The sequence below is a fragment of the Allobosea sp. LjRoot237 genome, from assembly GCF_964253285.1.
Lineage (GTDB): Bacteria > Pseudomonadota > Alphaproteobacteria > Rhizobiales > Beijerinckiaceae > Allobosea.
In genome coordinates this window covers 3,409,323-3,435,303 of record NZ_CAXUQP020000001.1, presented here as the reverse complement: position 1 = coordinate 3,435,303, position 25,981 = coordinate 3,409,323, and the positions used below count along the sequence as shown (strand labels likewise).

Genomic DNA, 25,981 nt, shown 5'->3' with positions numbered 1-25,981 from the left:
CATGGGTGGATGCGATGACGATCAGGCTCAAAGACTTCATCTGCGCCGCCTTGGCGACTGGCGTCGCGCTATCCATCGCTGTTTCGCCTTCGGTGGCACAGGGCACGAAACAGAGCTCGGTGCAGGCGCCAAAGCCGCCCGTGCCTGAAAGGAAGCCGCACCGGCTCATCCTGCAGGTGAATACGAACGAGGCTGCGATGATGAACCTCGCGCTCAACAACGCGGCGAACGTGGCGCAGTACTATCAGGATCTCGGCGAGAAGGTGGAAATCGAGGTCGTCACCTTCGGCCCCGGCCTGCACATGCTGCGCGACGATACCTCGCCGGTGAAGGCGCGGATCAAGGCGATGACGACGAGCACGCCTGCCATCACCTTCAAGGCCTGCGGCAACACACAGGGCAATATGAGCAAGGCCGAGAACAAGGATATCACCTTGATCCCCGAGGCTGCGGTGGTGAAGTCCGGCGTCGTCCGGGTCATGGAGCTGCAGGAGAAGGGTTGGACCTATGTCAGGCCGTGATCGGCCGCTGTCATCGGACGGGGGCGCCTCGTCCTGAAGCGTCTCCCGCGCATGCCCACCTTGCCGGCTGAACCTTGCCCTTTCCGGTGGGGGGGCTAAGAGCACTCCGTCCTCCCCAGATCGAGTGCATGATGATCGCCGGCATTGCCCTGAACGATTTGATTTTCCTTGCGTTGTCGCTTGTCGCCGCCGGCGCTGTCACCGGCTTGCTAGCCGGCGTGTTCGGCGTCGGCGGCGGCGCGATGATCGTGCCGGTGCTCTACGAGGTCTTCCGGGTGATCGGCGTGCCGGAGGAGGTGCGCATGCCGCTCGTGGTCGGCACCTCGCTGGCGGTGATCATCCCGACCTCGATCCGCTCGTACCGGGCCCATCTCGCCAAGGGCATGGTCGACACCTCGATCATCCGAGTCTGGGCCGTGCCGGTGGTGCTCGGCGTCATCGGCGGCAGCCTGATCGCGCGCTATGCGCCGCCGGATCTGTTCAAGGCGGTCTTCGTCGCGGTCGCCTTCGTCAGCGCCATGCGCCTGCTCTTCGCCTCCGACCGCTGGAAGCTCGGCGACAAAATGCCTGGGCCGTTCCTGATGCGGATCTATGGCCTCGTCATCGGCGTGCTCTCGTCGCTGATGGGCATCGGCGGCGGCCAGCTCTCCAGCCTGTTCATGACCTTCTATGGTCGGCCGATCCATCAGGCGGTCGCGACCTCGTCCGGTCTCGGCATCCTGATCTCGATCCCCGGCGCGCTCGGCTACATCTATGCCGGCTGGCCGAAGATGGACATCCTGCCGCCGCTCTCGCTCGGCTATGTCTCCTTCATCGGTTTCCTGCTCTTCATCCCGACCTCGATCTGGACAGCGCCGATCGGCGCGCGCCTGGCGCACCGGCTGTCGAAGCGCCGGCTTGAGGTCGCCTTCGGCATCTTCCTGCTGGTCGTCTGCGCCCGCTTCTTCTGGTCTCTGGTCGTCTGAGGGCGCGAGCTATGGTTTTCGTGCGCGCCTGCGAGGAGGCCGATCATCCCGCGCTCGCCGGTTTGATGGCGCAGATGCAGGCGCATTACCGCGTGCCCTGTCCGCCGGACGCGGAGATCCGGGCCAGGCTGGCGAACCGGCCGGCGGGAACCGAATTGCTCGTCGCCGAGCATGACGGCGCGCTCGTCGGCTTTGCCGCCTTCTCGGCGATCTATCCGGGGCCCGGCCTGAAGACAGGCTGCTTCCTCAAGGAAATCTATGTCGCCGAAGCGGCCCGCGGGCTCGGCACCGGCCGGGCGCTGCTCGCGGAGCTGGCGAGGCTAGCGCTGGACCGCGGCCTCGGCCGGATCGACTGGACGGCGGCGCGCGACAATGAGCGCCTGCTGCGCTTCTATGAGAGCCTCGGCGCGACGCCGCAGCCGGAAAAGGTCTTCTTCAGGCTGACCGGCGAGGGGCTTGCCCGCCTCGCGGAAGGCTGAATGCTCCTGCCGTCATTGCGAGGAGCGTTAGCGACGAAGCAATCCAGGCAGTCGTAGAGCTCGGCCGCCCCTGGATTGCTTCGCTACGCTCGCAATGACGTTTGAGGCAGCTCGGACGTCGTTTTGAGCCGCCCTTCCAGCGTCGCCATGATGGTAAGGCGCTCCGCCTCGCTCAGCCGCGACCATTGCGCTATCTCCTGCAGGGTCCGGCCGCAGCCCTGGCAGAGCTTGCTCACCGGATCGATCACGCAGATCTTGATGCAGGGGCTGGAGATCGCGCTCATCGCCCGCCCCAGCCGATGACGAAGGCGAGGCCGAGATAGATCGCGATCTCGCCGAGCTGCTGCGCCGCGCCGAGGATGTCGCCGGTCTGGCCGCCGATCAGGCGGATGGCGGTGCGCGAGAGCCAAGAGGTCGCCAGTACCGAGAGGGCGAGGCCGAGCAGGACACCGGCGAGGGGTAGGGTACCGGCGGCGACCAGGAGCAGGGCTAGGGCGCCCGACAGTCCGTAGGCGACCGGCAGCACCGACCACTCGGGGCGCCCGACAGAGGCAGCGGCGCCATCGGGTCTCGTCGGATCGACGGTGGCGAGGATGCGAATGCCCTCGACGCGCGACCAGGGCGCGGCGACGAGCACAGCGGCCGCTAACGCCCATGCTCCGGCCCCTTGCAGGATCGCGGCGAGCGCCGTCACCCGCAGCAGCAGCGACAGTCCGAGCGCCAGCGCTCCGAAGGTGCCGACGCGGCTGTCCTTCATGATCTCCAGCCGACGCTCCGGCGTGTGCCCGCCGAACAGCCCATCGGCGCTGTCGGCGAGCCCGTCCTCATGGAACGCGCCGGTCGTCAGCACGAGTGCGGTGACGGCGAGCGCCGACGTCAGCAGGACATTGACGCCCGCAAGGCCTGCGAGCAGCGCGACCAGCGCCGCAGGTAGTGCGATCACCAGTGCAGCGAAGGGCAGGGCACGCGGCACCAGCCGGAAATCCGGCAGGGCATGCGCGCTCTCGCCCCGCAGTGCTGGCACCGGCAAGCGCGAATAGAAGCGGATGCAGGTCGCGGTCGCGATCAGCCAGCCCGGCCAGGCGGGCGGCGTCGCCTGCGTCGCATCATCGCTGTCGGTTTGCGCCACGCTGCCCTCGGATTGTCTTCGTCCGCTCCAGCCTATAGCAGCAGCGGCTGCGCGGCGGCGATCTCGCGCTGCCCGATTCCTCAGGTTTTCAAGATCGGCCCTCAGATGTCTGCGATGCCCGCCTCCGGCCTGCCCTTCGACGATATCCGCAACCTCATCGCCAACATGCCGGGCCCCGACATGGCGGCGGCGAACGCCGTGCGTGCCCGCGACAAGGAGCTGACCAAGCCGGCCGGCAGCCTCGGCCGGCTGGAGGAGATCGCTGAGTGGCTCGCCGCCTGGCAGGGCAAGGCGCCGCCGCGGGTCGACCGGCCGCTGGTCTGCGTCTTCGCCGGCAATCATGGCGTCGTCGCCCAGGGCGTCTCGGCTTTCCCGCAGGCCGTGACGCGGCAGATGCTGGAGAATTTTGCCGCCGGCGGGGCCGCGATCAATCAGATCTGCGCGGCCTATGATCTCGGCTTCAAGGTCTTCGACCTCGCTCTCGATCTGCCGACCGGCGATTTCACCCAAGAAGACGCACTCGACGAGCGCGCTTGCGTTGCGACCATGGCCTTCGGCATGGAGGCGCTTGCCGGCGGCGCCGATCTGCTGGCGCTCGGCGAGATGGGCATCGGTAACACCACCTCGGCGGCCGCGATCTTCGCCGCTCTCTATGGCGGCGGCGCCGCCAAATGGTGCGGCCGTGGTACCGGCGTCGACGATGACGGTCTGAAGCGCAAGATCGCCGCGGTCGAGGCCGGGCTCAAGTTCCACGCCAATCATCTGAGCGATCCGCTCGAAGTCCTGCGCCGCTTCGGTGGCCGCGAGATGGCGGCGATCTGCGGCGCCATCCTCGCCGCCCGCCTGCAGCGCATCCCGGTGATCCTCGACGGCTATGTCGTCACCGCCGCCGCCGCGATCCTGCATGCGCTCGATTCCTCCGCGCTCGACCATTGCCTTGCCGGCCATCTCTCGGCCGAGGGCGCCCATGCGGACGCGCTGGTTCGGCTCGGCAAGCAGCCCTTGCTGGCGCTGGACATGCGGCTCGGGGAGGGGACGGGCGCGGCCCTCGCCGCCGGGCTCGTCAAGGCGGCGGCCGGCGTCCATTCCGGCATGGCGACCTTCGCGCAGGCGCAGGTTTCGGGGAAGGCCGACTAGAGCCGGATGATTTCAGATGGAATCGCTTTGCGGTTCCATCTGAAATCTGAATCCGCCTCTCATCAAAAAGTTGGAGCAGGATTTATGCGAAAAACCGGTTCCCACTTTTTCGCATCCTGCTCTCCCGACGGCGATCGCCTACTCAGCCTGGAACGGATTCTCGATCTTCAGTCGCTCGTCGACGATCAGGCCGTGCTGCATGTCTTCGCTGTAGAGCACGGCACAATCCGCGCGCAGCGCGCTCGCCACGATCAGCGCGTCGTAGAAGCCGAATCCGTAACGCTCGGCCAGCCGGACGGCCTCCTGGTGCGTGGCGAGATCGAGCGGATGAACGGTGCGGCTCAGCACCGTGATCGCCTCGACCGCGTCAGTGATTTCCGCCCAGGAGAAGCCGAGCTTGCGGCGTGCGACATTGGCAAATTCGTTCAGGACCTGGGCGCTGATCTCGCAGCCGCGGTTGAGCAGTTCTTCCGTCACGGCATTCCGCGGATCCTCGCTGAACGCATAGACGACCACATTGCTGTCGAGGAAAGCGCGCGTCACGGCCCGCGCTCATTCACCTCGTCGCGATCGAAACGCCAGCCTGGCGGGAGCGGCCTGCGCAGGCTTCGGATGCGGGCGAGCGCGCGCGGTTTGCGCTCGTCGCGCGCGATCAGGAAGGTCCGGTCGTCCGCGACGCGGATTTCCACGTCGTCGCCTTCCTTGAGCGAGAGCGCCTCGCTGACGGCCGCAGGAATTCTGATGGCGAGGCTGTTGCCCCAGCGTGCGACCTGCATCGACCAACCCCTGTTTGATATACACGGAACATGTATATCCAAAGGGCGGTCATCAAGCCACAATGTCTTGGAAGACGCGCCGGGCATTCGACCCGGCGCGTCTTCTCGTTTCATGCGCCGAAGCGCTCGATGACCTCGGCCAGCGGCAGATGGCCCTTGCAGGCGCCGCTACCGGCCGACATGTCGCCATTTTCGAGAGCAGTCGCGTAGACCACAGCCGGGTCGGCATCGACCCGTTGGCGCAGGGCCTGGAGCTTGGGCCAGCGCGCGAGGTCGGCGACCTCGTGATATTCGAGCCAGCGCGCCACGCCGGCGAGCAGCCCGTCGGCGAGCGTGTGCTTGTCGCCGGCCAGCCAGCGGCTGCCGTCGAGCATCTCCTCCAGCTTGTCATGGCGCTCGGTCACCCGTTCCCGCCCGAAGCGGCGCAGTGCCGCCTCGAAGTCGGGATCGGGCTCGGACAGCTCCAGCGCGGCCCAGAGCGGATAGAAGGCGCTGGTGAAGCCGGTGTTGAGGAAGCCCATGAGCTGGTGCATCCGGTCGGCTTCGGGCGAGAGCGGGTCGAAGCTGATCCGCCGCTCGATGTCGCGCGCTTCGAGCCAGGCGGCGATCGCCATGGTCTCGGTGAGCGGGCGGCCCTGATCGGTGATCAGAACCGGTGTCTCGACGCGCGCATTGATCCGCTTGTAAGGCGGCTCACGCATTTCGCCGAGCATGTCGATGCGGCAGAGCTCGTAGGGTTGGCCCAGCCATTCGAGAGCCGCGACCAGGCCCATCGAAGTGCCGGACGGGTAGCCATAAACGATGATCGGTTCCATGTTGCGTTTTCCATTTGGGTCGGGAAACGCTGCGCAGCGGGCTGGAACCTAGTCATCCGCGCTCCCAAGTAAATTACGCACTTTTCTGTAACCAGGCGGAACGGAACATGAAGGACGTCGTGTCCGACTGCTCGATCGAAAGCGTCATGCGGGTGCTGAGCGGCCGCTGGCCGACCTTGCTGCTCTACTATCTGAAGGACGGTACCAAGCGCTTCAGCGAGCTCCAGCGCGACAATCCGACGGTCTCGCACCGCATGCTGGCGCTCGAACTGCGCAAGCTCGAAGCGGCCGGCATCGTCGGCCGGATCGACCATGACGGCTATCCGCGCCGGGTCGACTACGCGCTGACGGCCGCGGGCCTTCGCCTCGTGCCGTTGATCGATGCGCTCGGCGACTGGTGGGAGGAGGTCGAGCGGAAGGACACAGCAGGCGTGCCCGAGGCCGCCTAGAGGCTTTCCGCCAGCAGGGACCTAAGCCGCGGAGCGCTCGCCGGGGTGCGGCAGCGCCGGCAGCGTGTCCATGACCCGCTCGGCGGGAAGCGTGATCGTCACTTCGGTGCCGGCGCGCGGCGCCGATTTGATGCGGAAGCCGCCGCCGTGCAGGTCGACCAGCCCCTTGACGATCGGCAGCCCCAGGCCCGAGCCCTGCTCCGCCGTTTTGATCGCCAGCGAGCCACGCCCGAAGGTCTGCATCACCACCGGAATCTCGTCCTCGGGGATGCCGGGGCCTGTATCGGTGATGCTGACATATTGCCCACCCGTGGCGGTCCAGCCGACCTTGATCGAGATCTCGCCGCCCTGCGGGGTGAACTTGATCGCATTCGCCAGGATGTTCAGCACGGCCTGGCGGATGGCGCGCTCATCGGCCCAGATCCGCGGCAGCTCGGGCTCTGTCGCCTGGCGAATGGCCTGGCCCTTGGCCTTGGCGCGCAGGTTGAGCATGTGAGCGGCATCGTCGGCGATGCCCGCGAGACTGATCGCCTCCTCGCTGAGCTCATATTTGCCGGATTCGATGCGCGACAGGTCGAGGATCTCGTTGATCAGTGTGAGCAGGTGCTGGCCCGAGGAGTGGATATCGCCGGAGTATTCCTTGTAGGAGGTGTTGGCGTGCGGCCCGAAAACCTCGGTCTTCATCACCTCGGAAAAGCCGAGGATGGCGTTGAGCGGCGTGCGTAGCTCATGGCTCATCGTTGCCAGGAAGCGCGACTTGGCGAGGTTGGCTTCCTCCGCCTTGCGCCGGGCTTCGTCGGAATTGGCCTTGGCGGTTTCGAGTTCGGCGATCAGCGCGTCCTTCTCGGCCCGGAACTCGATCGTCTCGACCGAGGTCGAGTAGAGCCGGTTGGTCAGGAAGATGAAGAAGAGCTGGGCGCTGGCTGCCATCAGCAGCATGGTGACGCTGTCGATGTCGCTGCGGCCGCTGAAGGACAAAACGATCGCGCCGACGATCGGCACGAGGGCGGAGTAGACGGCGATCGGGATCGCCGCTGCCAATGTGACGGTGAGCGCGCTTACCATCAGCAGCGCTGTCATCAGGAAGAAGCGGGCGCCGGGCGCCTCGATGCCCACGAAGAGGCCCGCCAGCAGCGCCCAGGACAGGCCGTGCAGCAGTTCTGCGGCCGGCAGGAGCTTGCGCCAGAAGGCGACGCGCGCGGCGGCCGGAGGTTCTGCCAGAAAACGCCGGCACAGCACGGCGGTGAAGCCGGCGGTCAGCACGACCAGGCAGAGCCAGCCCGAGACCTGGTAGAACGGCACCCAGACGCAAGCTGCGGCGGCGACCAGGAACGCGAGCAGCAAGGTCCCTGTCGTGCCGTGCAGCCGGTACTGCGCGAAGACGCGGACGAGTTCGTAGTCGAAGGCGCGCTGGAGCCCAGTCGAGGAAGTCAGCTTCTCACGCGCCGACCGGACCTCGCGGTTGATCAGCTTGCGGCGCGCCAGCGCGGACGGATCGGGTCCGCGGCCGCGCTGCACCTGTTCGGCTGTCAGTTCCGCCATGATCTGAAGGCAAAGGCTCCCGACCGGTGGCGCCCCGTCGCGCCCCGGCTCGCCATGATGTGTTGGAAATCGTTAAGCTTGTCCTGATGGCGCGCTTCGGATTCAGGACAAGCAACTATGGTCCGTTCGGCTGGCGGCGGGTCGGCCGATCGGTCGATTTCGTCGTAGCCCTTGGATTCCTTGTGCTTTTGGCGATCGGGGGTGCTGTCCTGCAGTATCGCCTCGGCGACGGCCGCAGCCTCGCGGGGGCGGCTGAGGCGATCGATGGCGATTCGCTCAGGCTCCTTGGCGAGGAGCTTCGCCTGGAGGGGATCGATGCGCCGGAATACCGCCAGACCTGCCGGAACCGGAGCGGCAGCGAAGTCGCCTGCGGCCGGCAGGCTCGGCGCGCGCTCGCCGCCATGCTGGCGCTCGGCAACGTCACCTGCACGGTCTCGCGGGCTGACCGCTATGGTCGTGGGTTGGCACGCTGCCGGCAGGGCGATGCCGAGATCAACGCGGCGCTGGTGCGCCAGGGCCAGGCCCTCGCCTATGGCGGCTATCAGGCCGAGGAGGAGGAGGCGAAAGCCGCCGGTCGCGGCATCTGGGCGCTGAGCTTCGAACGGCCTGAGGCGTGGCGTCGGAGCCACCCGCGCTGAACGCGTCGGCCAGCCATGCGGATTCGTCAACGCCGCTGGCAGCTTTGGCATTTTCGTCTTCGACGACCGCCATCTAAAGAAGGATCGTCTCCTTCCTGTCCTCCCGCCGGATTCGCTGCCGCATGACGCCGTCCGCCCGCCGATCGGAATTGCCGGTATGATCGGCGCCATCCTGCTCGCTTTGGCGCCGATCGCGCTCTTGATCGCACTCGGTCACGCCATGCGCCGCTTGCGCTTCCTGCCGGATGCGTTCTGGCCGCAGGCCGAACGGCTGAGCTACTACGTCCTGCTGCCGGCGCTCTTCATGCACGCCTTGGCGATGGCCGATCTCAAGGGACTTCCCGTCGCCGCGCTGGCTCTGACGCTGATGGCGGCCATCATTACCGTCGCGGCGGCGCTGGTGCTGGCCAAGCGCTGGCTCGGCTACAGTGACGCCGCCTTCACCTCGGTCTTCCAGGGCGGCATCCGCTTCAACAACTATGTCGGCCTGAGCGCGGCCGGCAGCATGCTCGGGGCCTCGGCGCTGCCGCTCGCGGCCGTGGCCAACGCGGCGATCGTGCCGACCGTGAACGTGCTCTGCGTCCTGGTCTTCGCCCGCTGGGGCTCGGCACAGCCGACCTTGCGCGGCATTCTCCGGGGCCTTGCCCTCAATCCGCTGCTGATGTCCTGCGTGCTCGGCATCGCGATCCAGCTCAGCGGCCTCGGCCTGCCGCCCGGCGTCGAAGGCTGTCTCAAGGCCCTCGGCCAGGCCTCGCTGCCGATCGGCCTGCTCTGCGTCGGCGCGGCGCTCGACTGGGGTGCGCTCGGCCGCGGCCTGAAGCCGGCGCTGGTCGCCTCCTTCGTCAAGTTCGTGCTGATGCCGCTCGCGACCTATGCTGCGCTGAAGGGTTTTGGCCTTGGCGGCCAGGCGGCGACGCTCGCCATCCTGTTCCAAGCGCTGCCGACCGCCTCCTCATCCTATGTGATGGCACGCCAGCTCGGCGGCGATGCGCCGCTGATGGCCGGCATCTGCGCGTTGCAGACCGTTCTCGCGGCGGTTGCGGTCCCACTCGCCCTGATCCTGCTCGCACCGGGCTGAGCGATCACAGGGGCTCGCGCGGATCGTCCTTGCGTGGCCCGTCGAGGCGTGCCGCGCCGGGTTCGCGCGAACGTGACCAGAAGGTCGCGAGCATCAGCCCCACGGGGATGGCAAGGATGGCGATCCAGACGACAAAGCCCCAGTCCTGGGGAAAGCTCCAATCTTGCGGCATGACGGTTGCCCCATTGTACGATGATCAATCGCGGTGGGAGCGACTTGTTCCTCTCCGGCCGGCCAGCGCGTCGTCATGCCGCCGTCTTTGCAGGCTGAACTCTTGACAGGGCGGCAGCCGCGCCGTGAAACCGCATGGTCCCAGCATGGCGAAAGGCTAAGGGCATGAAGCTCTATGATGGCGGGCGTGCGCCCAATCCGCGGCGGGTCCGCATCTTCTTCGCCGAGAAGGGCGTGACCCTGCCCGAGCTCGTGCCGATCGACATCGGCAAGAAGGAGCACCGGACGCTGGAATTCACTCGTATCAATCCGTCGCAGCGTCTCCCGGTCTTGTTGCTCGAGGATGGCACGGCGCTGGCCGAGACGATCGCGATCTGCCGCTACATCGAGAGCCTGCATCCGGCGCCGCCGCTGTTCGGCGCCGCGCCCAAGGAGGCAGCGCTGATCGAGATGTGGAATCGGCGCATCGAGCTTGGGCTGTTCACGGCGGTCTCCGCTGTGTTCCGCCACAGCCACCCCGCCATGGCCGAGCTCGAAGACCAGGTGCCGGAATGGGCCGAAGCCAATCGTGAGCTGATCGACGATCATCTGGTGCTGCTCGACCTCCAACTTGGTGCCAACCGCTTCATTTGCGGCGACGAACTGACGGTGGCCGACATCACCGCCGGCATCGCCATCGACTTCATGAAGCCATCTCGCATTCCGCTGCCGGAGGATTTTACCAACGTCCGCCGCTGGCATGGCGAACTCTCCGCCCGGCCGAGCTGGAAGGCTTGAACGATGCGCCTGCTGGCCGTCCTGTTTGCGCTCATGCTGCCGCTTGCCGCCATGGCGGCGGACAGGCTGACGGGCGAGCAGATCAACCAGGCCTTCACCGGCAATACGGTCAGCGGCCGCTATACCGGCGGCGGCTTCTTCACCGAATATCACGACCCCGACGGACGGGCGCTCGGCAATAATGGCTGGCAGGAGAATCGCGACGCCTGCTGGATCACCAAGGGCGATGCCGTCTGCTACTATTATGGCCCGCCGGAGGACCGGACGACGCATTGCTTCACGGTCGAATTGACCGAGCGGCTCTATATCTTGCGCAATGTCGGCGATCGCCGGATCAATGCGGTGGCGACGATCGAGCTCGCCAATCCGCGCAATCATACCGATGGTGGCAAGCCCTGGTATTGCGACGGGCTGATCTCGCGTGGCCCGCAGCTTCCGATGTCACGCCGGGTGGCGGCACGATGACATGGCTTCGCACGATAGCGGTGCTCCTGGGGCTATGTATCTGCGCGACCAGCGCGGTCGCGGTCGAGCGGCTGACCGGCCAGGAAATCCGCAAGCTCTTCGAGGGCAATACCGTCGCCGGCCGCTATAATAATGGGCTGCCGTTCAGCGAGTATCATCACCAGGATGGCCGTGCGACCGGGCACAACCGGCACGTGACCAACACCGATGCCTGCTGGACGACGACGGACGATGCCGTCTGCTACTATTACGGTCCCCACGAGACCCGCCGGACCTATTGCTTCGCCGTCGAGCGCAGCGGCACGCTCTATGTGCTGAAGACCTATCGGACCGGCCGGATCAACGGCATCGCCACCATCCAGTCGGGCGATCCGGAGAAGCATACCGACAGGGCGCCGTCCTGGCATTGCGACGGGCTGATCTCGAACGCGCCGTCGCCAGCGATGTCGCCGCGGGTCGCCTCGCGATGAGGTCGCTGGCGCTCGTTCTCGGCCTCTCGGTCTGGGGGAGCGGAGCGCTCGCGGTCGAGCGACTGACCGGCGAGCAGATGCGCCAGCTCGTCGAAGGCAACACCGTGACCGGGCGCTACAGCACTGGCGGGACGTTTAGCGAGTATCATCACGAGGATGGGCGCGTGAGCGGGTATAATCGCAATCGGGAAACGCCGAACCGCGACGCCTGCTGGACCACGACGCAGGACGCGATCTGCTACTATTACGGCCCGATCGAGACGCGCCAGACCCATTGCTTCACCGTCGAGCGCAGCGGCACGCTTTACGTCCCGCGCAGCGTCGTCAGCGGCGGCATCGTCGGGGCCTTCGCCATCCAGCCCGGCGATCCGGAGAAGCATGCCGACAAGATGCCGGCCTGGCATTGCGACGGGCTGATCTCGCAGCGCCCGGGCCAGGAGCGCTTGGCCGGACGATGAGCGGGCAAGGAGACGGCTCGCTGGAAGCGCTCGACGATGTCCTCGCCGAATTGCGCGCGTGCCGGATCTGTCGGGATGAGCCGGTCTATCTTCCGCGCCTGCCGCATGAGCCGCGTCCCGTGATCCAGGCGGAGGCAGGCGCCCGCCTGTTGATCGCGAGCCAGGCGCCGGGCACACGGGTCCATGCCAGCGGCAGGCCCTTCACCGACCGCTCCGGCGACCGCCTGCGCGACTGGCTCGGCCTGGATCATGCCCGCTTCTACGACGCCTCGCGCGTTGCGATCGTGCCGATGGGGCATTGCTTCCCCGGGGTCGACGCCAAGGGCGGCGACCTGCCGCCGCGCCGCGAATGCGCACCGGCGTGGCGTGAGCGCGTGCTGGCGGCGCTGCCACATATCGAACTCGTGCTGGTGATCGGCCGCTATGCTCAAGGATGGCATCTCGGGCCGAAGGCGGCGGCCAATCTGACGGCGACCGTCGCGGACTGGCGCGCCATCTTCGCGCAGGAACGCAAGCCGCGCATCCTGCCGCTGCCGCACCCGTCCTGGCGCAACAATGGCTGGCTCAGGAAGCACCCCTGGTTCGAAGCGGAGCTGGTACCGGTGCTGCGGGCCGAGGTGGCGCGGCTGGTGAGGTGAGCTCACCCGTCATTGCGAGGAGCGCAGCGACGAAGCAATCCAGGGAGGCATAGAGCACTGCCGCTCTGGATTGCTTCGCTGCGCTCGCAATGACGAGTCGCGGCCCCTTACGGCTCCAGCCGCTTCAACAAGCTCGACGTATCCCAGCGCCCGCCGCCGAGCTTCTGCACATCGGCATAGAACTGGTCGACCAGCGCGGTCACCGGCAGGCGGGCACCGTTGTTGCGGGCTTCGTCGAGCACGATGCCGAGGTCCTTGCGCATCCAGTCGACGGCGAAGCCGAAATCGAACTTGTCAGCATTCATCGTCTTGCCGCGGTTCTCCATCTGCCAGGAGCCGGCGGCGCCCTTCGAGATCACCTCCAGCATCGCCTCGACATCGAGTCCGGCACGCTTGGCGAAATGGACGCCCTCGGAGAGGCCCTGGACGAGGCCGGCGATGCAGATCTGGTTGACCATCTTGGTGAGCTGGCCGGAGCCGGCGGGGCCCATCAGCCGGCACATGCGGGCAAAGCTTGCGATCACCGGCTCGACCTTGGCGTAAGTCGCCGGATCGCCACCGCACATCACGGTCAGCACGCCGTTCTCGGCGCCGGCCTGGCCGCCGGAGACCGGCGCGTCGATGAAGCCGAAGCTGGCCGCCTTCGCTGCGGCATCAAGCTCGCGCGCGACATCGGCCGAGGCGGTGGTGTGGTCGACGAAGACCGTGCCCTTGCCCATCGCGGCGAAGGCACCGTTCTCGCCGGTCGTCACCGAGCGCAAATCGTCGTCATTGCCGACGCAGCAGAACACGATTTCCTGGCCCTCGGCGGCCTGGGCCGGCGTCGGTGCGTAGACGCCGGCGTGCTGCGCTACCCATTTCTGCGCCTTCTCCGGCGAGCGGTTGTAGACGGTGACGTCGTGGCCCTTGGCCTTGAGGTGGCCGGCCATGGGATAGCCCATCACGCCGAGACCGAGGAAAGCGACTTTGGTCATGAGGTGCTCCGCTGCATTGTCTGAAAGCTCAGTGCGGCTTTAGCGCGCCGGAGAAGGCGAGGGAAGCGATGCGGGCGCGATAGCAGCGATCGCGATTATGCAGAAATCATGCATGGGCAGTCTGCCGCGCCCTGGCTTGTCGCTCTCGCCGAAATCGGTCAGGAACCGCCTCATGACCATCACCAATGACGATGAGCTTCAGAGCCTGCGCGAGATCGGCCGCATCGTCGCCGATACGTTGGCGGCCATGGGGCGGGTGCTCGAGCCGGGTATGACCACGGCGGAACTCGATGCGATCGGCCGCGACATGCTCGAAAGGCACGGCGCACGGTCCGCCCCCGAGACTGTCTACGGCTTCCCGGGCGCCACCTGCATCAGCATCAACGAGGAGGTCGCGCACGGCATTCCGGGCGACCGCCGTATCGCTGCGGGCGATCTGGTGAACATCGACGTCTCCGCCGAGAAGGCCGGCTACTATTCAGATACCGGAGCGTCGTTCACGGTGCCGCCGGTCGATCGCCGGATCGAACGGCTGTGCCGCGACGGCAAGCGTGCGCTCTGGGCCGGGCTCGGCCAGGTCGGGGCCGGCAAGCCGATCGCCGGGATCGGCGAGGCGGTCGGCCGCTTCGCGCAGAAGAACGGCTATACCTTGGTCCGTAACCTTGCCAGCCATGGCATCGGCCGCTCGCTGCATGAGGAGCCCAAGGAGATCGCGACCTGGCCCGAGCGCTCCGAGCGCCGCATCATGCAGAAGGGGCTCGTCTTCACCGTCGAGCCGTTCCTGTCGCTGGGGGCGGACTGGGCGGAGCACGAAGGCGACGACCGCTGGACGCTCTATGCCGAGCCGCGCGCGCCGACGGTCCAGTACGAGCACACCGTGGTCGCAACCGCCAACGGTCCGCTGATCCTGACCTTGCCGGGCTGAGCGCCGCTCACCTCAACGCCATATGCCGCGTCAGCCTGAGCTCGATCCGGTCCCAGACACGGCGGATGATCTCGGTGAGCACGAGGTAGATCAGCGCCGCATAGAGATAGATCGAGAGGTCGAAGGAGCGGGCGAAGGCGAGGCGGGTCGCGCCCATCAGGTCGAACAGCGTCACCAGCGAGGCGATGGCGCTCGCCTTGATCATCACGATCAATTCGTTGCCGAGCGGGCGCAGCGCCAGGATCATCGCCTGCGGCAGTATCACCCGGCGCAGCGTCGCCCAGCGATGCAGGCCCAGCGCGAGCGCGCCTTCGAACTGGCCGCGCGGGATCGACTGGATGGCGCCGCGCAGGATCTCGGCCTGGTAGGCGGCGGTGTTGATGGTGAAGGTGAAGAGCGCGCAGTAGAACGGCTCGCGGAAGAACCACCACAGGCCGACATCCTGCCAGAACAGGCGGAACTGGCCGAAACCGTAATAGACTAGGAAGAGCTGGCAGAGCAGCGGCGTGCCACGGAAGAAGGTGGTGTAGCCGTTGATCGCGATCTGCGCCCAGCGCGGGCCGTAGAGCCGGGCTATGGCGAGGCCGATCGCGAGCACGAAGCCGAATGCGACCGAGAGAACCACCAGCTGGAAGGTGAGCAACAGGCCGCTCGCCATGCGGCAGCCATAGTTCTGCAGGACCTCGCTGCCGATCATGTAGCCGGGATATTCGCACCAGTTCATCGCGTCGCTCCGCCGAAGGCGGCGTAGCCGCGATTGGTGCGTTGCTCGAGCTTGCCGATGCCCCAGGCGGAAACCAGCGAGAAGAAGAAGTAGAGCATCATCGCCGTGCCGAAGAACAGGAACGGCTCCTTGGTCACGACATTGGCGCGCGTCGCGATAAACATGATGTCCTGCAGCGTGATCACCGAGATCAGCGAGGTCTCCTTCAGCAGCACCATCCAGTTGTTGCCGAGGCCCGGCAGCGCGACGCGGATCAATTGCGGAAAGACGACGAGCCGGAAGGCCTGCGCCTTCGACAGGCCGAGCGCCGAGGCGGCCTCGCGCTGGCCCTTCTGGATCGAGTTCAGCGCGCCGACCCAGACCTCGCTGGAGAAGGCGGCGAGCACCATGCCGAGCGCGACCATGCCGGCGACGAAGGGCGGGATCGAGAAGCCGCCCCAGACCTTCTGCACCAGCACCTGGATGCCGAAATAGATGATGTAGAGCGTCAGCAGTTCGGGAACGCCGCGGAAGACGGTGGTGTAGATCGTCGCCAGCGAGCGCAGCAGGACGCTGTCGGAGCGCTTCCACAGCGCGACGATGAGGCCGAGCGCCAGGCCGAAGGGCAGGGTCGCGACCGCGACCGAGATGGTGTTGGCCGCGCCTTGCAGCAGGGCCCAGCCCCAGCCGCCGGGGCCGAAGCCGAGCAGAGCGAGTTTATCGAACATGGCAGGGCCGGCGCGCGAGGAACTGGAGCGTTTTCAGGCGAAGTGGGTACCGGTTCGCCGTCCGGAAACGCGACAATACAGAAACCTGGAGCAAGTCCGCGCTTCGAAGAAGAGTGGACTTGCTTCAGAATCCGCCGGCCTGAAGCGGCCGACGGGTGGGCGTCAGCAGGCTTCAGATCACTCGTACTTGAACCACTTGGCCTCGAGCTTCTTCAGCGAGCCGTCGGCGACGGTCTCGGCGATCGCCTTGTTGACCAGATCCTTCAGCGCAGTGTCCGCCTTGCGGATGGCGCCGGCGACGCCGGCACCATGGATCGCATCGTCACGCGTCACCTCGGCGATCCGCTTGCAGCAATCCTTGCCCTGTCCCTTGAGGAAGTCGGCGAGGGCCAGCGCATCGGCGACGATGTAGTCGAGGCGGCCGTTGAGCAGGTCGAGATTGGCCTCTTCCTGGGTCGGATAGAGGCGCGCCGTCGAGTCCTTGTAGAATTTCTCGACGTAGTTGGCGTGGATCGTCGAGCCCTGCGCGCCGATCGACTTGCCCTTCAAGGTCGCGGGCGAGATGTCGCTGGAGGCGGTGCTCTTGGGGCCGATCATCCAGATCGGCGTCTTGCTGTAGACCGAGGTGAATTCGACCTGCTTCTTGCGCTCGTCGGTCGCGTTCATGCCGGCGAGGATGATGTCGTATTTGTTGGCCTGCAGCGCCGGGATGATGCCGTCCCAATCCTGCACCACCCAGCTGCACTTCACCTTCATCTTCTCGCAGAGAAGGTTGCCGTAATCGATCTCGAAGCCTTCGAGCTCCTTCTTGGCGTTGAGGTTGTTATAGGGCGGATAGGCCCCCTCCGTGCCGATCCGGACTTCCTTCCACTCCTTGGCCTGGGCGAGCGCCCCGGTGGCGCCGGCAACAGTGAGCGCTGCGGCGGCGAAGAACTTTGCGAAACCTTTCATGGGACCTCCCCTTGGATCTGGCCGATCGGGCGTTTCGAGTTCCCGCATCGGCTTGTGCGCGACAGCTTGTGCGATCCTTGGTGCGGGCCGCAAGTAGGCTCTTGCAGCTTTTCTGAGCGTGTCCGCACAAAGATGGCGCAAGGCAAGCCGCTGTTTTATTTGTTGAAATCGCACGGCGGAGAGGATTTTTCTCGCACCGCGCCAGGCCGGCCGCACACGGATTTTGTCACTGCGCTCAGCGCGCCCGGGCCGCAAAGACGCTTTCGCAGCGCTCCAGCCCCCAATCCAGCTCCTGCCGGCTGATCGTCAGCGGCGGCGCGAAGCGGATGGTGTGCTCATGCGTCTCCTTGGTCAGCACGCCGGCATCGGCGAGGCGGGCGACGATCTCCTTGGCGTTTCCGGCGCCAGGCGCGATCTCGACGCCGATCCACAGGCCGCGTCCGCGCACCTCGCTGGCGAGGCCTGCCGTCATCGCCACGAGGCGCTGCTTCATGTAGGCGCCGAGCTCGGCCGAGCGCTCGACCAGATGCTCCTCCTCGATCACGGCGAGCGCCTCAAGGCCGATCGCGGCAGCGAGCGCATTGCCGCCGAAGGTCGAGCCATGCGAGCCCGGTCCGAACAACTGCATCACAGCGCGCGAGGCCAGGAAGGCCGAAACCGGATAGACCCCGCCGCCCAGCGCCTTGCCGACGATCAGCCCGTCCGGCTTCACGCCCTCGTGCTGATGCGCGAACCAGTGGCCGGTGCGGCCGAGGCCGGACTGGATCTCGTCGAGGATCAGGAGGACGTTGTGCCGATCGCAGAGCTCGCGCAGCGCCGCGAGATAGCCGTCCGGCGGCAGCACGATACCGGCCTCGCCCTGGATCGGCTCGATCAGGATCGCGGCGGTGTTCGGCGTGATCGCTGCTGCCATGGCGGCCGCATCGCCAAAGGGCACGCTGACGAAGCCCGGCGCGAACGGGCCGAAGCCGTCGCGATAGCTCTCGTCGGAGGAGAAGCCGACGATGGTGGTGGTGCGGCCATGGAAATTATTGTCGGCGACGATGATCTCGGCCTTGCCGTCGGCGATGCCCTTGACCTTGTGGCCCCAGCGCCTGGCTGCCTTGATCGCGGTCTCGACCGCCTCGGCGCCAGTGTTCATCGGCAGCGCCATCTCCTGGCCGGCGACGGCGCAAAGCCTGGCCAGGAAGGGGCCGAGCGGCTCGGTATGGAAGGCGCGGCTGGTCACGGCGAGGCGCTTGGCCTGCTCGTTGAGCACCTTGAGGATGCGCGGATGACCATGGCCGAGGCTGACGGCGGAGTAGCCGCTCATCATGTCGAGGCGCCGCACGCCGGCGATATCTGTGAGCCAGACCCCTTCACCATGGGAGAGCATGATCGGCAGGGGCGCGTAGTTCGGTGCGCAGACTTCCCGTTCGAGCACGATCGCGTTCATGGCGGTTCTCCTCGTTTCTTCGAGGGTAGGCCCGCGAAAGCAGCCGAGGCAGGCCGCCATGTCGCCGCATCGCAGCCGATTCTGTCGCCGCCGCGACAGAATCGGACAAATGCGGGCCGCGTTCTCAGCGGCGGGCGATCGGGATGACGAGATAGACCATGCCGAGCACCATCGGCGGCACGGCGAGGGCCGTGACCGACCAGGTCGACCAGCCGGTCGTCACAGGGGCCAGTGCGACCAAGATCAGGTTGATCAGCAGGTAGGCGCCGAGCATCAGCGTTCCCAGGAAACGCAGGCGGGCGAGGATAGGATTGCGGGCTGCAGTGGGCATTGTCACCTCAATAACGGAACGGTCCGTTTCGTTATGATTGATAGATACGATCCGTTTCGATATCAACTCGCTTTGTTGCAAGATCGCGCTTGCAAGGACCGTGTCCGGAGCGCCGGGCCGGGCGGAAGGAGAGGGAACCGATCATGAAGGCTAGGAAAGCCACGCCGCCGGCTCGCCGCGCCTCGATCGGGGCGAAGCGCAATCCGGCCTCCCAGGCGGCGATCCTCGCCGCAGCCCGCGCCGTGCTGGCGGAGGAGGGCTATGCCGGCTTCTCGATCGACGCGGTCTCGCGCCGCGCCGGGGCGGGCAAGCCGACGATCTATCGCTGGTGGAAGAACCGGGCCGACCTGCTGATGGAGGTCTATGCCGCCGAGAAGGCGATCATCACGGCAGTGCCGACGGACGATCTCGCGCGGGACCTCGTCGATCACACCTTGGCGCTGTGGGGCTTCTGGTGTGGCACCCCGTCGGGGCGCACCTTCCGGGCGCTGCTGGCCGAGGCGCAAAGCAATCCCGAGGCGCTCGCCGTGCTGCGCGAGAAATTCCTGCCCGAACGGCTGCGGGACGTTCGCGGCCTCTTCAATGCCGCCGCGGCGCGCGGCGACATCCCGGCCGGGGAGGTCGAGGCCAGGCTCGCGCTCTATCTCGGCTTCAACTGGTTCTATGTGCTGACCGACCAGTTAGAGGCTGGCCAAGCCTCGATTCCGGCCGCGATGCGCCTGATCGCGGCGCCGCCGCGCTCTTAAAAAACGCTAGTCGTCCCGGGCGGAGCGAAGCGCAGACCCGGGACCCATTCCGGAACCTCTATCGGAAAGGCTCCGGAATGGATCCCGGATCAGCGCGGCTGCGCCGCTTGTCCGGGATGACTCAGCCTTTTGGTCGACGGTAACAGGATATCAGGCCAACGCTGCCCGTTGCCGGCCCTTCGCATCCCATAGAGTCACCAGCCAGATTGCAAGGCCCGCAAGCGCGAGGCCGGCTCCGACCCAGCCGGTCGAGGTCCAGCCATAGCCGGCTGCGATCGCCATGCCGCCGAACCAGGGGCCGAGCGCATTGGCGGTGTTGAAGGCGCTGTGGTTCAGCGCCGCGGCGAGCGTCTGTGCGTCCTGCGCGACATCCATGAGCCTGGTCTGCAGGGGGGTGCCGAGCCCGCCGCCGCAGCCGATCATGAAGGCGACGACAGAGATCGCCCAGATATTGCCGGCGGCGAAGGGAAAGAGCGCCAGCGAGCCGGCGGTCCAGATCAGGATGATCGCGATCGAGGCCATCGGCATCCGGTCGGCCAACCAGGCGGCGGCGAGCGTGCCGACGGTCAGGCCGAGCCCGAAGATCGCCAGCACGATCGGCACCATCGAGGGCGCGACCTGCGTCACCTCGATCAGCGTCGAGGCGAGATAGGTGTACACCGCAAACAGCCCGCCGAAGCCGACGGCGCCGATCGCCAGTGTCAGCCAGACCTGGCGGTGGCGCAGCGCGCCGAGTTCGCGCAGGGCGCTGGCGCCGGGTTGCGGCCGGTCCTTCGGGGCGAACAAGGCGATCAGGATCACGGTGGTCAGCGCCAGCGCCGTGACGACGCCGAAGCCCCAGCGCCAGCCAAGCACCTGGCCAAGCCAGTTCGCCAGCGGCACGCCGAGGATCGTCGCGACCGTCAGCCCGAGCATCACCCGCGCCACGGCCAGCGCCCGCCGGTTCGCCGGCACCAGCGAGGCCGCGACCAGCGCCGCGACGCCGAAATAAGCGCCGTGCGGCAAGCCGCTGAGGAAGCGGAACAGCAGCATCCAGCCATAGGTGGGCGCGAGCGCGGAGAGGCCGTTGCCGAGTGCGAACGCCGCCATCAGCGCGATCAGCAGCGTGCGACGCGAGAGCTTCGTCGCCAGCACCGCGATGATCGGGGCACCGACGACCACGCCGGCCGCATAGGCGCTGATCACGTGCCCGGCCGCCGGCTCGTCGACGCCGAGCCCGGCCGAGAAATAGGGCAGCAGGCTCATCACCGCGAACTCGGCCGTGCCGATGGCGAAGCCGCCCGTCGCCAAAGCGAGCAGGACAAGGCCGATACGCGGCGTGGTGGCGGAGCGGGCAAGGCGCGCGAACGCGTCTCCCGTGCTCGAGAGGCTCATGACGATTCCGATGACGGATTGTTGTGTTGCGGCACGGAGATCATGCCGCGCTGCAACATAGTGCTATCGTCATGCGCTACGCGCAAGAGAATTACAGTTCAATCGCGCGGGAACAGAGGTGGCATGACCTCAGTTCATAGCCGGGCCTCAGGCTGCGGCGGCCGGCGCCAGAGCCGCTATGATCTGCGAGATGCTGCGGACCCGCGAGACGCGCGGCAGCGTCGAGGCGATGGCGAAGGCGTGCAGTTCCGCGCCGACCGAGGTCGAGGCGTCCTCGGCGACGATCACCTCATAGCCGTGCTGCCAAGCGTCGCGTGCCGTCGATTCGACGCCGAAATTCGTGGCGATGCCGCCGATCACCACGGTCTCGATTCGCCGCCGCCGCAATTGCAGGTCGAGTTCTGTGCCGTAGAAGGCGCTCCAGTGCCGCTTGGTGACGGAGACGGCCGCCGGTAGAGCGGCGATCTCTGGAGTGAGTTCGGACCAGTCGGGCGGAAAGCCACCCGGCGGTAGCATCATCGGTTGATCGATGGCTTGCGGCGGCAGATCGGAACGGTCCGGCGCGAACGCGACCCTGACCGTCACGATCAGGCCTCCGGCCGCAGCGAAGGTCTGCCCGAGCGCGGCCGTATTGGCGATGAGGGTTGTCCGGTCATAGGGTGCGAGCGGGAAGGCGAGCGTTCCCTTCTGCATGTCGATGAGGACGAGGGCGGTTTTGCGAGGGTCGAGCTGGAGCGTCATCAGGGTCTCCGTCAGGGAGCGCGGCCGAGATGGCCTTTATGAGGGTATCCTCATGTTTTTAGATTTATGAGTATCTCTTCACAAAACGCAAGCCCTCCGGCGGAGAAGAACGCCAAGGCGCCGAGTCGCAGTCGCGGCCTGAAGCGGGTCTCGGCGCTGCTCGATGGCGCCAGCGCGGTCTTCGCGGAGGCCGGCTACGAAGCGGCGACGATGACGCAGATCGCCGCGCGCGCCGGCGCTTCGATCGGCTCACTCTATCAGTTCTTCCCGACCAAGGAGCATGTCGCAGCAGCGCTCCACGCCCGTCATCTCGATGCGCTGGCCGGCATGCTCGACCAGCTCGCGGTGGAGGTGCGCGGCCGGCCGGTCGAGGCGGCGGTGGATGCGCTCTTTGCCCGCTTCGTCGCCTATCTCGAAGAGAACCCGGCCTTCCTCGCCGTCGGCGAACGGCGCAGTCTCGACCCGGCGGTCAAGAAGGAGGCGCGCGCCCGTTTGCGCGGCCGCATCGCGGCGCTGCTCGGCGCCGTCGAGCCGCCGACCGCCGAAGAGCGGGTCGCTTCGCTCGCTGCGGTGACCTTGCACCTGATCCGGGTCGCGGCGCTGCTGCGTGCCGATGACGATGAGAGCGTGCGTGCGCCGGCCATTGCCGAGCTGCGCGCCATGCTGAAGAGCCACCTCGCCGGGCAGGACGGTTGAGGGCAAGGCGCCGCTACTCCTCCAGCAGCGGATAGCCCTCGAAATCCTTCAGCGCCTTGAGGGCGAAGGTGGTCGCGATCCGGGCGATGCCGAGCTGGTTGTCGGCGAGCCAGGCTCCGGTCAGTTCCTCATAGGCGGCCAGCGAGCTCGCGACGATGCGCGCGAGATAGTCGGCATCGCCGCTGATCACCAGGAGCTCGACCACGTCCGGACAGGCGCGCAGCACCTTCTCGACCCGCTCGCGCCGGCCGACCGAATGGTCGCGCAGCGAGATCTGCGCGAAGGCGATGATGGCGTGGCCGGCGAGCTCAGGCGAGAGCCGTGCGCCATAGCTGGCGATCAGCCCGGAGGCTTCGAGCCGGCGCATCCGCTCCAGGCAGGGCCGGGCCGAGAGCCCGACCCGTTCCGACAGCGCCTGGTTGGTGATCCGGCCCTCCGTCCGCAGGATCGCGATGATCTGGCGGTCGATCGCGTCGAGCTGGAGCGCCTTTCGCTTCACGGCCTGCCCTTGCCGGCGGCTCTCGCCTCGGCGATCAGGCAGAGCTCGAGGAACAGCACCTGCGCGGCGCATTGCGCCGTGTTGCTGGTCGCGTCGTATTGCGGCGCGACCTCGACCACGTCTGCGGCGACGATGTTGCGCCCCTTGAGCCCGCGCAGGATGGCGAGCGCCTCGCGCGGGGTCAGGCCGCCGATCTCGGGCGTGCCGGTGCCGGGCGCGAAGGCCGGATCGAGCGAATCGACGTCGAAGGAGACGTAGGTCGGCCCATCGCCGATCACGGCGAGCGCCTTGGCGATGACGGCGTCGAGCCCCATCCGGTCGACCTCGTCGGCATGAATCACCGTCATGCCGGACTCGTAGGAGAACTCCCAGAGATATTCGGCGCCGCCGCGGATGCCGATCTGGATGACGCGCTCCGGGTCGAGCACGCCGTCGAGCACCGCCTGCCGGAACGGCCCACCATGGTGGAACTTCGAGCCCTCATAGGGGCCGGAGGTATCGCAATGCGCGTCGATGTGGACCATGCCGACCGGGCGCTTTTCGCCGACGGCCTTCAGGATCGGATAGGTGATCGAGTGGTCACCGCCGACGCCGAGCGTCGAGACGCCGGCCTGCACGATCTGCTTGAAGGTCGCCTCGATGTCCTCGTGGCAGCTCTCCAGCGAATAGCGCGAGCGGAACGGCACGTCGCCGATATCGGCCGCCTTGACCATGTTGAAGGGCGCGGTGCCGTGGACATGGTCCATCGGCCCCATGCGCTCGACGGCGCGTACCGCGCGCGGGCCGAGCCGCGTGCCGGCCCGGTTGGTGACCCCGAGATCCATGGGCAGGCCAATGATCGCGACGTCGAGCCCGCCGAGATCGGGCTTGCCCAGCGCATCCGGCCGATAGGGCGCGCTGATGAAGGTCGCGACGTCGGAGAACGGCCATTTGCGCCGGTCGCCCTGGAACTGCCCGGCCGCGACCTTGGCGAAGCGCGGATCATGGATGTCGGCGCCGCTCGCCCCGGCATAGCGCGCCCTGAGTTTCGCGAGTTTATCCTGGTCCATCGCTTGGTCCCCGAGGTTTGAGCCAGCCGCGATAATGCGTCAGCAGGCCGAAGAAGGGCAAAGAGAGCCGCACGTCGAAGCGGAAGCGGCCGTCCGCGTCAACAGTCTCGCGCGCCTCGGCACGCGGCATCAGGAAGCGCGGCAGCGGCAGGCCGAAGACGCGCCAGGCGGCGATCGGCAGCGCAAGTCCTTCCGAGCTCGCCTGCGCGGCGATCGTGAAGGAGAACGGGCCGAAGGCCTCGCGCAGTTCACCAGCCCGATCCACGCTCAGGTACGAGCTGAAGCGCTGGCCGGCGAAGTTGCGGGTCCAGGTTTCCGAGCCGTCGTCGAACGAATCACCGCGTGCGACGCTGACCGTCACCGGCAGGTCGGCGCCGACGGCGGGCAGGCCGAAGAACCGGCAGAGCAGGCGAATCGCCTTCCCCTCGCCACGCATGACCTCGGCTCGACCGCACCAGACCGGCTCGGTATCGGCGGCGTGGAAGGCGCGGATCGCTCCCGGCATGGCGGCGAAGGCCTGCGCCCCGAACATGGTCTCGAATAGGGCAGGGCCGGCGCCACGCTCGTCCTGGCTGGTACCGATCGCGTAGGGCACCATCTCGGCCTCGATCATGGCGAGGTCGAGCGCTTCGGCGGCTGAGCGCGCACCGGGGGCGATGCCATCCACGAGCAGAGCACGCACCGCAGCTGCCGCAGCCAGCACCGGCACCTGCGGACCATCGTCGTTCTCGGCCAGCAGCGACCAATAGGCCCGGCGCGGCCGGCCCTTCGCGTCGATGCCGGCGATTGCGACATGCATGCCGCCGCGATCCGAGGTCCAAAGCCGGGTGATCCGGCGCGCCTTGACGAGGAAGGGCACGAGCGGCGCAAGCTCGGTGAGCCTGCCACGCCGCCGCAGCCAGCCGAGCAGCGCCAGCCCCCATTGCTCGATGCCGGCTTCGAGCCCGGCCGAAAAACTCACGCGCGACTGCACGCCGAGGCCCGGGCCGAGCGTCTCGGCGTCGACCGTCTCCACCGGCGCGACCCGCCGCGGGCCGAGACCGGGCATGTCGATGACCGTCCCGACACCCCAGCCGGGCGTCGTCTGCAATTCGCCTTCGCGCCAGATCGGCACCGGCTTGCCGGCATAGCTCAGGACAGCAGCGATGACCGCCGGCCCGACCTCGCTGCGCCCACCCGGCGTGATCGCGATGTCGACCGTATCGAGCCGCTGCCAGCCTTCGCTCAGTTCCCGCGCTGCCGCGGCCGAGAGGGCTGGGGTCGAACTCGCACCGGCCAGCGCGACGAGGCCGCGCTGCCTGGCGATTTCGTTCAGCTGCGGTCCGTAACCGGTCAGATAGTCGCGCGCATCGGCGAGGTCGACGACATGGGCGCCGAGCAGGAGCGCCGCCGTCGGCACTTCGTAGCCCTGGTGCTGGAACGGCCCTGAGGCATCGATCACCAGCCAGGGCTGCAATGCGGCGAGCGAAGCGACGAGGTCCTTGTCACGATCGAGCGCGACGCCGCTGACCGGCACGCTCGCCTTTGCCGCCAATGCGCTCGCCAGGGCTTCGGCCTTGTCGGTGCTGCGCGAGGTCAGCACCAGGTCGATTCCGTCCATGCGCGAGAGATGGCGCGCCAGCCGCCGGCCGAAGACGCCGGTCGCTCCGATCAGCACGACGCGCTTCATGGGCTGTCCGGCAAAGTGAAGCGGTGCCGCGTCGCCGGGTCTGGGATCTCGCAGCTGTCCTTCTTGCCGAAGAGCCGGTAGCGGTTGCGCGCGACGCGGTCATAGAGCCAGTCCCGCCAGCGCTTCGGCAGTGCTCCGCCGACGAGCAACTGGCGCGCTGGTCCGTTCAGATGACTGACAAGCGCGAGCACCCCGTCGGATTTGGCGAGCGCCTTGCCGTTCTCGATGAACAGGAAGCTGTCCGGCTCGTCGGGATCGATGCCATGGCTCCGGGCCAGCTCGCGCCCCTCATGCGACTGGATCGCGACGAAGCGGATGGCGTGGTCGCGCTCATGCCGCAAGGTGTAGCGCACGCCACTGGAGCAGAGCACGCAGACGCCGTCATAGAGCCAGATCGGGGCGGAAGCGCTGGTCATCGGGCCTCTTTAGGGGAGAGGTTGACCGGGCGGGGAAAAAGTTTCATGCGCTTCCTGCGCAGGCGTGCCATGCCCTGCGTGCAATTGTCGAGTGACCTGAGACAGTTGACGATCTTGCAACGATTGGGGGGAGTGCTGCGCAAATCTTGTGCAAGTATAGATTCGAGGTGAACCGATTAACCGTGGGTCAACCCGGGCCGCCGCTTCCGATCACCGCTGCATCACACCAAGGTCGT

34 protein-coding genes are annotated in these 25,981 nt (G+C 67.1%); 15 read left to right on the top strand and 19 right to left on the bottom strand.

Annotated elements, in window-relative coordinates; genetic code table 11:
- Positions 1-14 precede the first annotated feature (14 nt).
- The 3 genes from ACSQ24_RS16745 to ACSQ24_RS16735 all read left to right on the top strand — a co-directional run bounded on the left by ACSQ24_RS16745 (position 15) and on the right by ACSQ24_RS16735 (position 1,965).
- Entirely contained in the window at positions 15-521 is a 507-nt protein-coding gene (locus ACSQ24_RS16745) for a DsrE family protein (RefSeq protein ID WP_436095769.1), read from the top strand.
- 131 nt (positions 522-652) lie between these two features.
- Positions 653-1,486, top strand: coding sequence for a sulfite exporter TauE/SafE family protein (locus ACSQ24_RS16740; protein WP_436095768.1), 834 nt, complete (start codon positions 653-655; stop codon positions 1,484-1,486).
- A gap of 11 nt (positions 1,487-1,497) precedes the next feature.
- Entirely contained in the window at positions 1,498-1,965 is a 468-nt protein-coding gene (locus ACSQ24_RS16735; protein WP_436095767.1) for an N-acetyltransferase family protein, read from the top strand.
- A gap of 83 nt (positions 1,966-2,048) precedes the next feature.
- Here ACSQ24_RS16735 and ACSQ24_RS16730 read toward each other — a convergent pair whose 3' ends face one another.
- Both ACSQ24_RS16730 and ACSQ24_RS16725 read right to left on the bottom strand, forming a co-directional pair.
- Positions 2,049-2,249, bottom strand: a complete 201-nt coding sequence (locus tag ACSQ24_RS16730) for a DUF1289 domain-containing protein (RefSeq protein WP_436095766.1) — start codon at positions 2,247-2,249, stop codon at positions 2,049-2,051.
- Positions 2,246-3,094 (bottom strand): adenosylcobinamide-GDP ribazoletransferase, encoded by an 849-nt coding sequence (locus tag ACSQ24_RS16725; protein ID WP_436095765.1) that lies wholly within the window; start codon positions 3,092-3,094, stop codon positions 2,246-2,248. Before ACSQ24_RS16725 ends, ACSQ24_RS16730 begins: the two co-directional genes overlap by 4 nt.
- 105 nt (positions 3,095-3,199) lie before the next feature.
- Between ACSQ24_RS16725 and cobT the strand changes: the two genes are divergently transcribed.
- A complete protein-coding gene (gene cobT / locus ACSQ24_RS16720) occupies positions 3,200-4,231 on the top strand; it encodes a nicotinate-nucleotide--dimethylbenzimidazole phosphoribosyltransferase (RefSeq protein ID WP_436095764.1) in 1,032 nt (343 codons plus the stop codon).
- A 138-nt stretch (positions 4,232-4,369) separates the two neighbouring features.
- Here the strand turns inward: cobT and ACSQ24_RS16715 are convergent, their stop codons facing one another.
- The 3 genes from ACSQ24_RS16715 to ACSQ24_RS16705 all read right to left on the bottom strand — a co-directional run bounded on the left by ACSQ24_RS16715 (position 4,370) and on the right by ACSQ24_RS16705 (position 5,822).
- Positions 4,370-4,774 (bottom strand): PIN domain-containing protein, encoded by a 405-nt coding sequence (locus ACSQ24_RS16715; RefSeq protein ID WP_436095763.1) that lies wholly within the window; start codon positions 4,772-4,774, stop codon positions 4,370-4,372.
- Positions 4,771-5,007, bottom strand: a complete 237-nt coding sequence (locus ACSQ24_RS16710; RefSeq protein ID WP_436095762.1) for an AbrB/MazE/SpoVT family DNA-binding domain-containing protein — start codon at positions 5,005-5,007, stop codon at positions 4,771-4,773. Before ACSQ24_RS16710 ends, ACSQ24_RS16715 begins: the two co-directional genes overlap by 4 nt.
- Before the next feature lie 110 nt (positions 5,008-5,117).
- Positions 5,118-5,822, bottom strand: a complete 705-nt coding sequence (locus tag ACSQ24_RS16705) for a glutathione S-transferase family protein (RefSeq protein WP_436095761.1) — start codon at positions 5,820-5,822, stop codon at positions 5,118-5,120.
- 107 nt (positions 5,823-5,929) lie between these two features.
- Between ACSQ24_RS16705 and ACSQ24_RS16700 the strand changes: the two genes are divergently transcribed.
- Positions 5,930-6,271, top strand: a complete 342-nt coding sequence (locus tag ACSQ24_RS16700) for a winged helix-turn-helix transcriptional regulator (RefSeq protein WP_436095760.1) — start codon at positions 5,930-5,932, stop codon at positions 6,269-6,271.
- Positions 6,272-6,292: 21 nt separating this feature from the next.
- Here the strand turns inward: ACSQ24_RS16700 and ACSQ24_RS16695 are convergent, their stop codons facing one another.
- Positions 6,293-7,813, bottom strand: a complete 1,521-nt coding sequence (locus tag ACSQ24_RS16695; RefSeq protein WP_436095759.1) for a sensor histidine kinase — start codon at positions 7,811-7,813, stop codon at positions 6,293-6,295.
- Between the two features lie 86 nt (positions 7,814-7,899).
- Here ACSQ24_RS16695 and ACSQ24_RS16690 point away from each other — a divergent pair, with 86 nt between their 5' ends.
- A complete protein-coding gene (locus ACSQ24_RS16690) occupies positions 7,900-8,451 on the top strand; it encodes a thermonuclease family protein (RefSeq protein WP_436095758.1) in 552 nt (183 codons plus the stop codon).
- A 157-nt stretch (positions 8,452-8,608) separates the two neighbouring features.
- Entirely contained in the window at positions 8,609-9,529 is a 921-nt protein-coding gene (locus tag ACSQ24_RS16685) for an AEC family transporter (RefSeq protein ID WP_436095757.1), read from the top strand.
- 4 nt (positions 9,530-9,533) lie between these two features.
- Here the strand turns inward: ACSQ24_RS16685 and ACSQ24_RS16680 are convergent, their stop codons facing one another.
- Positions 9,534-9,701: a hypothetical protein gene (locus ACSQ24_RS16680; protein WP_436095756.1), complete on the bottom strand. Its 168-nt coding sequence runs from the start codon at positions 9,699-9,701 to the stop codon at positions 9,534-9,536.
- Positions 9,702-9,865: 164 nt separating this feature from the next.
- On the opposite strand from ACSQ24_RS16680, the gene ACSQ24_RS16675 reads away from it, so the two are divergent.
- The 5 genes from ACSQ24_RS16675 to ACSQ24_RS16655 are packed head-to-tail and all read left to right on the top strand — an operon-like array spanning position 9,866 to position 12,508.
- A complete protein-coding gene (locus ACSQ24_RS16675) occupies positions 9,866-10,477 on the top strand; it encodes a glutathione S-transferase family protein (protein WP_436095755.1) in 612 nt (203 codons plus the stop codon).
- A 3-nt stretch (positions 10,478-10,480) separates the two neighbouring features.
- A complete protein-coding gene (locus ACSQ24_RS16670; protein ID WP_436095754.1) occupies positions 10,481-10,942 on the top strand; it encodes a hypothetical protein in 462 nt (153 codons plus the stop codon).
- Positions 10,939-11,412, top strand: a complete 474-nt coding sequence (locus ACSQ24_RS16665; protein WP_436095753.1) for a hypothetical protein — start codon at positions 10,939-10,941, stop codon at positions 11,410-11,412. The genes ACSQ24_RS16670 and ACSQ24_RS16665 overlap by 4 nt, the downstream gene beginning before the upstream one ends.
- Entirely contained in the window at positions 11,409-11,870 is a 462-nt protein-coding gene (locus ACSQ24_RS16660) for a hypothetical protein (RefSeq protein ID WP_436095752.1), read from the top strand. Before ACSQ24_RS16665 ends, ACSQ24_RS16660 begins: the two co-directional genes overlap by 4 nt.
- Entirely contained in the window at positions 11,867-12,508 is a 642-nt protein-coding gene (locus ACSQ24_RS16655) for a uracil-DNA glycosylase family protein (RefSeq protein ID WP_436095751.1), read from the top strand. Before ACSQ24_RS16660 ends, ACSQ24_RS16655 begins: the two co-directional genes overlap by 4 nt.
- 107 nt (positions 12,509-12,615) lie before the next feature.
- Here the strand turns inward: ACSQ24_RS16655 and ACSQ24_RS16650 are convergent, their stop codons facing one another.
- Positions 12,616-13,482 (bottom strand): NAD(P)-dependent oxidoreductase, encoded by an 867-nt coding sequence (locus ACSQ24_RS16650; RefSeq protein ID WP_436095750.1) that lies wholly within the window; start codon positions 13,480-13,482, stop codon positions 12,616-12,618.
- Positions 13,483-13,654: 172 nt separating this feature from the next.
- Here ACSQ24_RS16650 and map point away from each other — a divergent pair, with 172 nt between their 5' ends.
- On the top strand, positions 13,655-14,407 hold the full coding sequence (map, locus tag ACSQ24_RS16645; RefSeq protein ID WP_436095749.1) for a type I methionyl aminopeptidase: 753 nt from the start codon (positions 13,655-13,657) through the stop codon (positions 14,405-14,407).
- 7 nt (positions 14,408-14,414) lie between these two features.
- Here map and ACSQ24_RS16640 read toward each other — a convergent pair whose 3' ends face one another.
- From ACSQ24_RS16640 to ACSQ24_RS16620, 5 genes are all read right to left on the bottom strand, one after another.
- On the bottom strand, positions 14,415-15,131 hold the full coding sequence (locus ACSQ24_RS16640) for an ABC transporter permease (RefSeq protein ID WP_436095748.1): 717 nt from the start codon (positions 15,129-15,131) through the stop codon (positions 14,415-14,417).
- Entirely contained in the window at positions 15,128-15,838 is a 711-nt protein-coding gene (locus tag ACSQ24_RS16635) for an ABC transporter permease (protein ID WP_436095747.1), read from the bottom strand. The genes ACSQ24_RS16640 and ACSQ24_RS16635 overlap by 4 nt, the downstream gene beginning before the upstream one ends.
- 177 nt (positions 15,839-16,015) lie before the next feature.
- Entirely contained in the window at positions 16,016-16,789 is a 774-nt protein-coding gene (locus tag ACSQ24_RS16630) for a transporter substrate-binding domain-containing protein (RefSeq protein ID WP_436095746.1), read from the bottom strand.
- A 235-nt stretch (positions 16,790-17,024) separates the two neighbouring features.
- Positions 17,025-18,224 (bottom strand): ornithine--oxo-acid transaminase, encoded by a 1,200-nt coding sequence (gene rocD, locus ACSQ24_RS16625; protein ID WP_436095745.1) that lies wholly within the window; start codon positions 18,222-18,224, stop codon positions 17,025-17,027.
- Positions 18,225-18,348: 124 nt separating this feature from the next.
- Positions 18,349-18,555, bottom strand: a complete 207-nt coding sequence (locus ACSQ24_RS16620; RefSeq protein WP_436095744.1) for a hypothetical protein — start codon at positions 18,553-18,555, stop codon at positions 18,349-18,351.
- A 143-nt stretch (positions 18,556-18,698) separates the two neighbouring features.
- Here ACSQ24_RS16620 and ACSQ24_RS16615 point away from each other — a divergent pair, with 143 nt between their 5' ends.
- Positions 18,699-19,301 (top strand): TetR/AcrR family transcriptional regulator, encoded by a 603-nt coding sequence (locus ACSQ24_RS16615; RefSeq protein WP_436095743.1) that lies wholly within the window; start codon positions 18,699-18,701, stop codon positions 19,299-19,301.
- A 150-nt stretch (positions 19,302-19,451) separates the two neighbouring features.
- Here ACSQ24_RS16615 and ACSQ24_RS16610 read toward each other — a convergent pair whose 3' ends face one another.
- On the bottom strand, positions 19,452-20,675 hold the full coding sequence (locus ACSQ24_RS16610) for an MFS transporter (RefSeq protein ID WP_436095742.1): 1,224 nt from the start codon (positions 20,673-20,675) through the stop codon (positions 19,452-19,454).
- Positions 20,676-20,822: 147 nt separating this feature from the next.
- Entirely contained in the window at positions 20,823-21,416 is a 594-nt protein-coding gene (locus tag ACSQ24_RS16605; protein WP_436095741.1) for an isochorismatase family protein, read from the bottom strand.
- Between the two features lie 66 nt (positions 21,417-21,482).
- Here ACSQ24_RS16605 and ACSQ24_RS16600 point away from each other — a divergent pair, with 66 nt between their 5' ends.
- Positions 21,483-22,112: a TetR/AcrR family transcriptional regulator gene (locus ACSQ24_RS16600; RefSeq protein ID WP_436095740.1), complete on the top strand. Its 630-nt coding sequence runs from the start codon at positions 21,483-21,485 to the stop codon at positions 22,110-22,112.
- A 13-nt stretch (positions 22,113-22,125) separates the two neighbouring features.
- On the opposite strand, the gene ACSQ24_RS16595 is transcribed toward ACSQ24_RS16600, so the two are convergent.
- From ACSQ24_RS16595 to ACSQ24_RS16580, 4 genes are read right to left on the bottom strand one after another with little or no spacing between them, the layout of a single operon-like run.
- Complete coding sequence (locus ACSQ24_RS16595) at positions 22,126-22,611, bottom strand: Lrp/AsnC family transcriptional regulator (RefSeq protein WP_436095739.1); 486 nt, start codon at positions 22,609-22,611, stop codon at positions 22,126-22,128.
- The gene (speB, locus tag ACSQ24_RS16590) at positions 22,608-23,660 is read right to left on the bottom strand and encodes an agmatinase (RefSeq protein ID WP_436095738.1); all 1,053 of its coding nucleotides are present in this window, start codon (positions 23,658-23,660) and stop codon (positions 22,608-22,610) included. The genes ACSQ24_RS16595 and speB overlap by 4 nt, the downstream gene beginning before the upstream one ends.
- The gene (locus ACSQ24_RS16585; protein ID WP_436095737.1) at positions 23,647-25,329 is read right to left on the bottom strand and encodes a DUF4166 domain-containing protein; all 1,683 of its coding nucleotides are present in this window, start codon (positions 25,327-25,329) and stop codon (positions 23,647-23,649) included. The genes speB and ACSQ24_RS16585 overlap by 14 nt, the downstream gene beginning before the upstream one ends.
- Positions 25,326-25,745, bottom strand: coding sequence for a thiol-disulfide oxidoreductase DCC family protein (locus ACSQ24_RS16580; protein ID WP_436095736.1), 420 nt, complete (start codon positions 25,743-25,745; stop codon positions 25,326-25,328). Before ACSQ24_RS16580 ends, ACSQ24_RS16585 begins: the two co-directional genes overlap by 4 nt.
- Positions 25,746-25,981 lie beyond the last annotated feature (236 nt).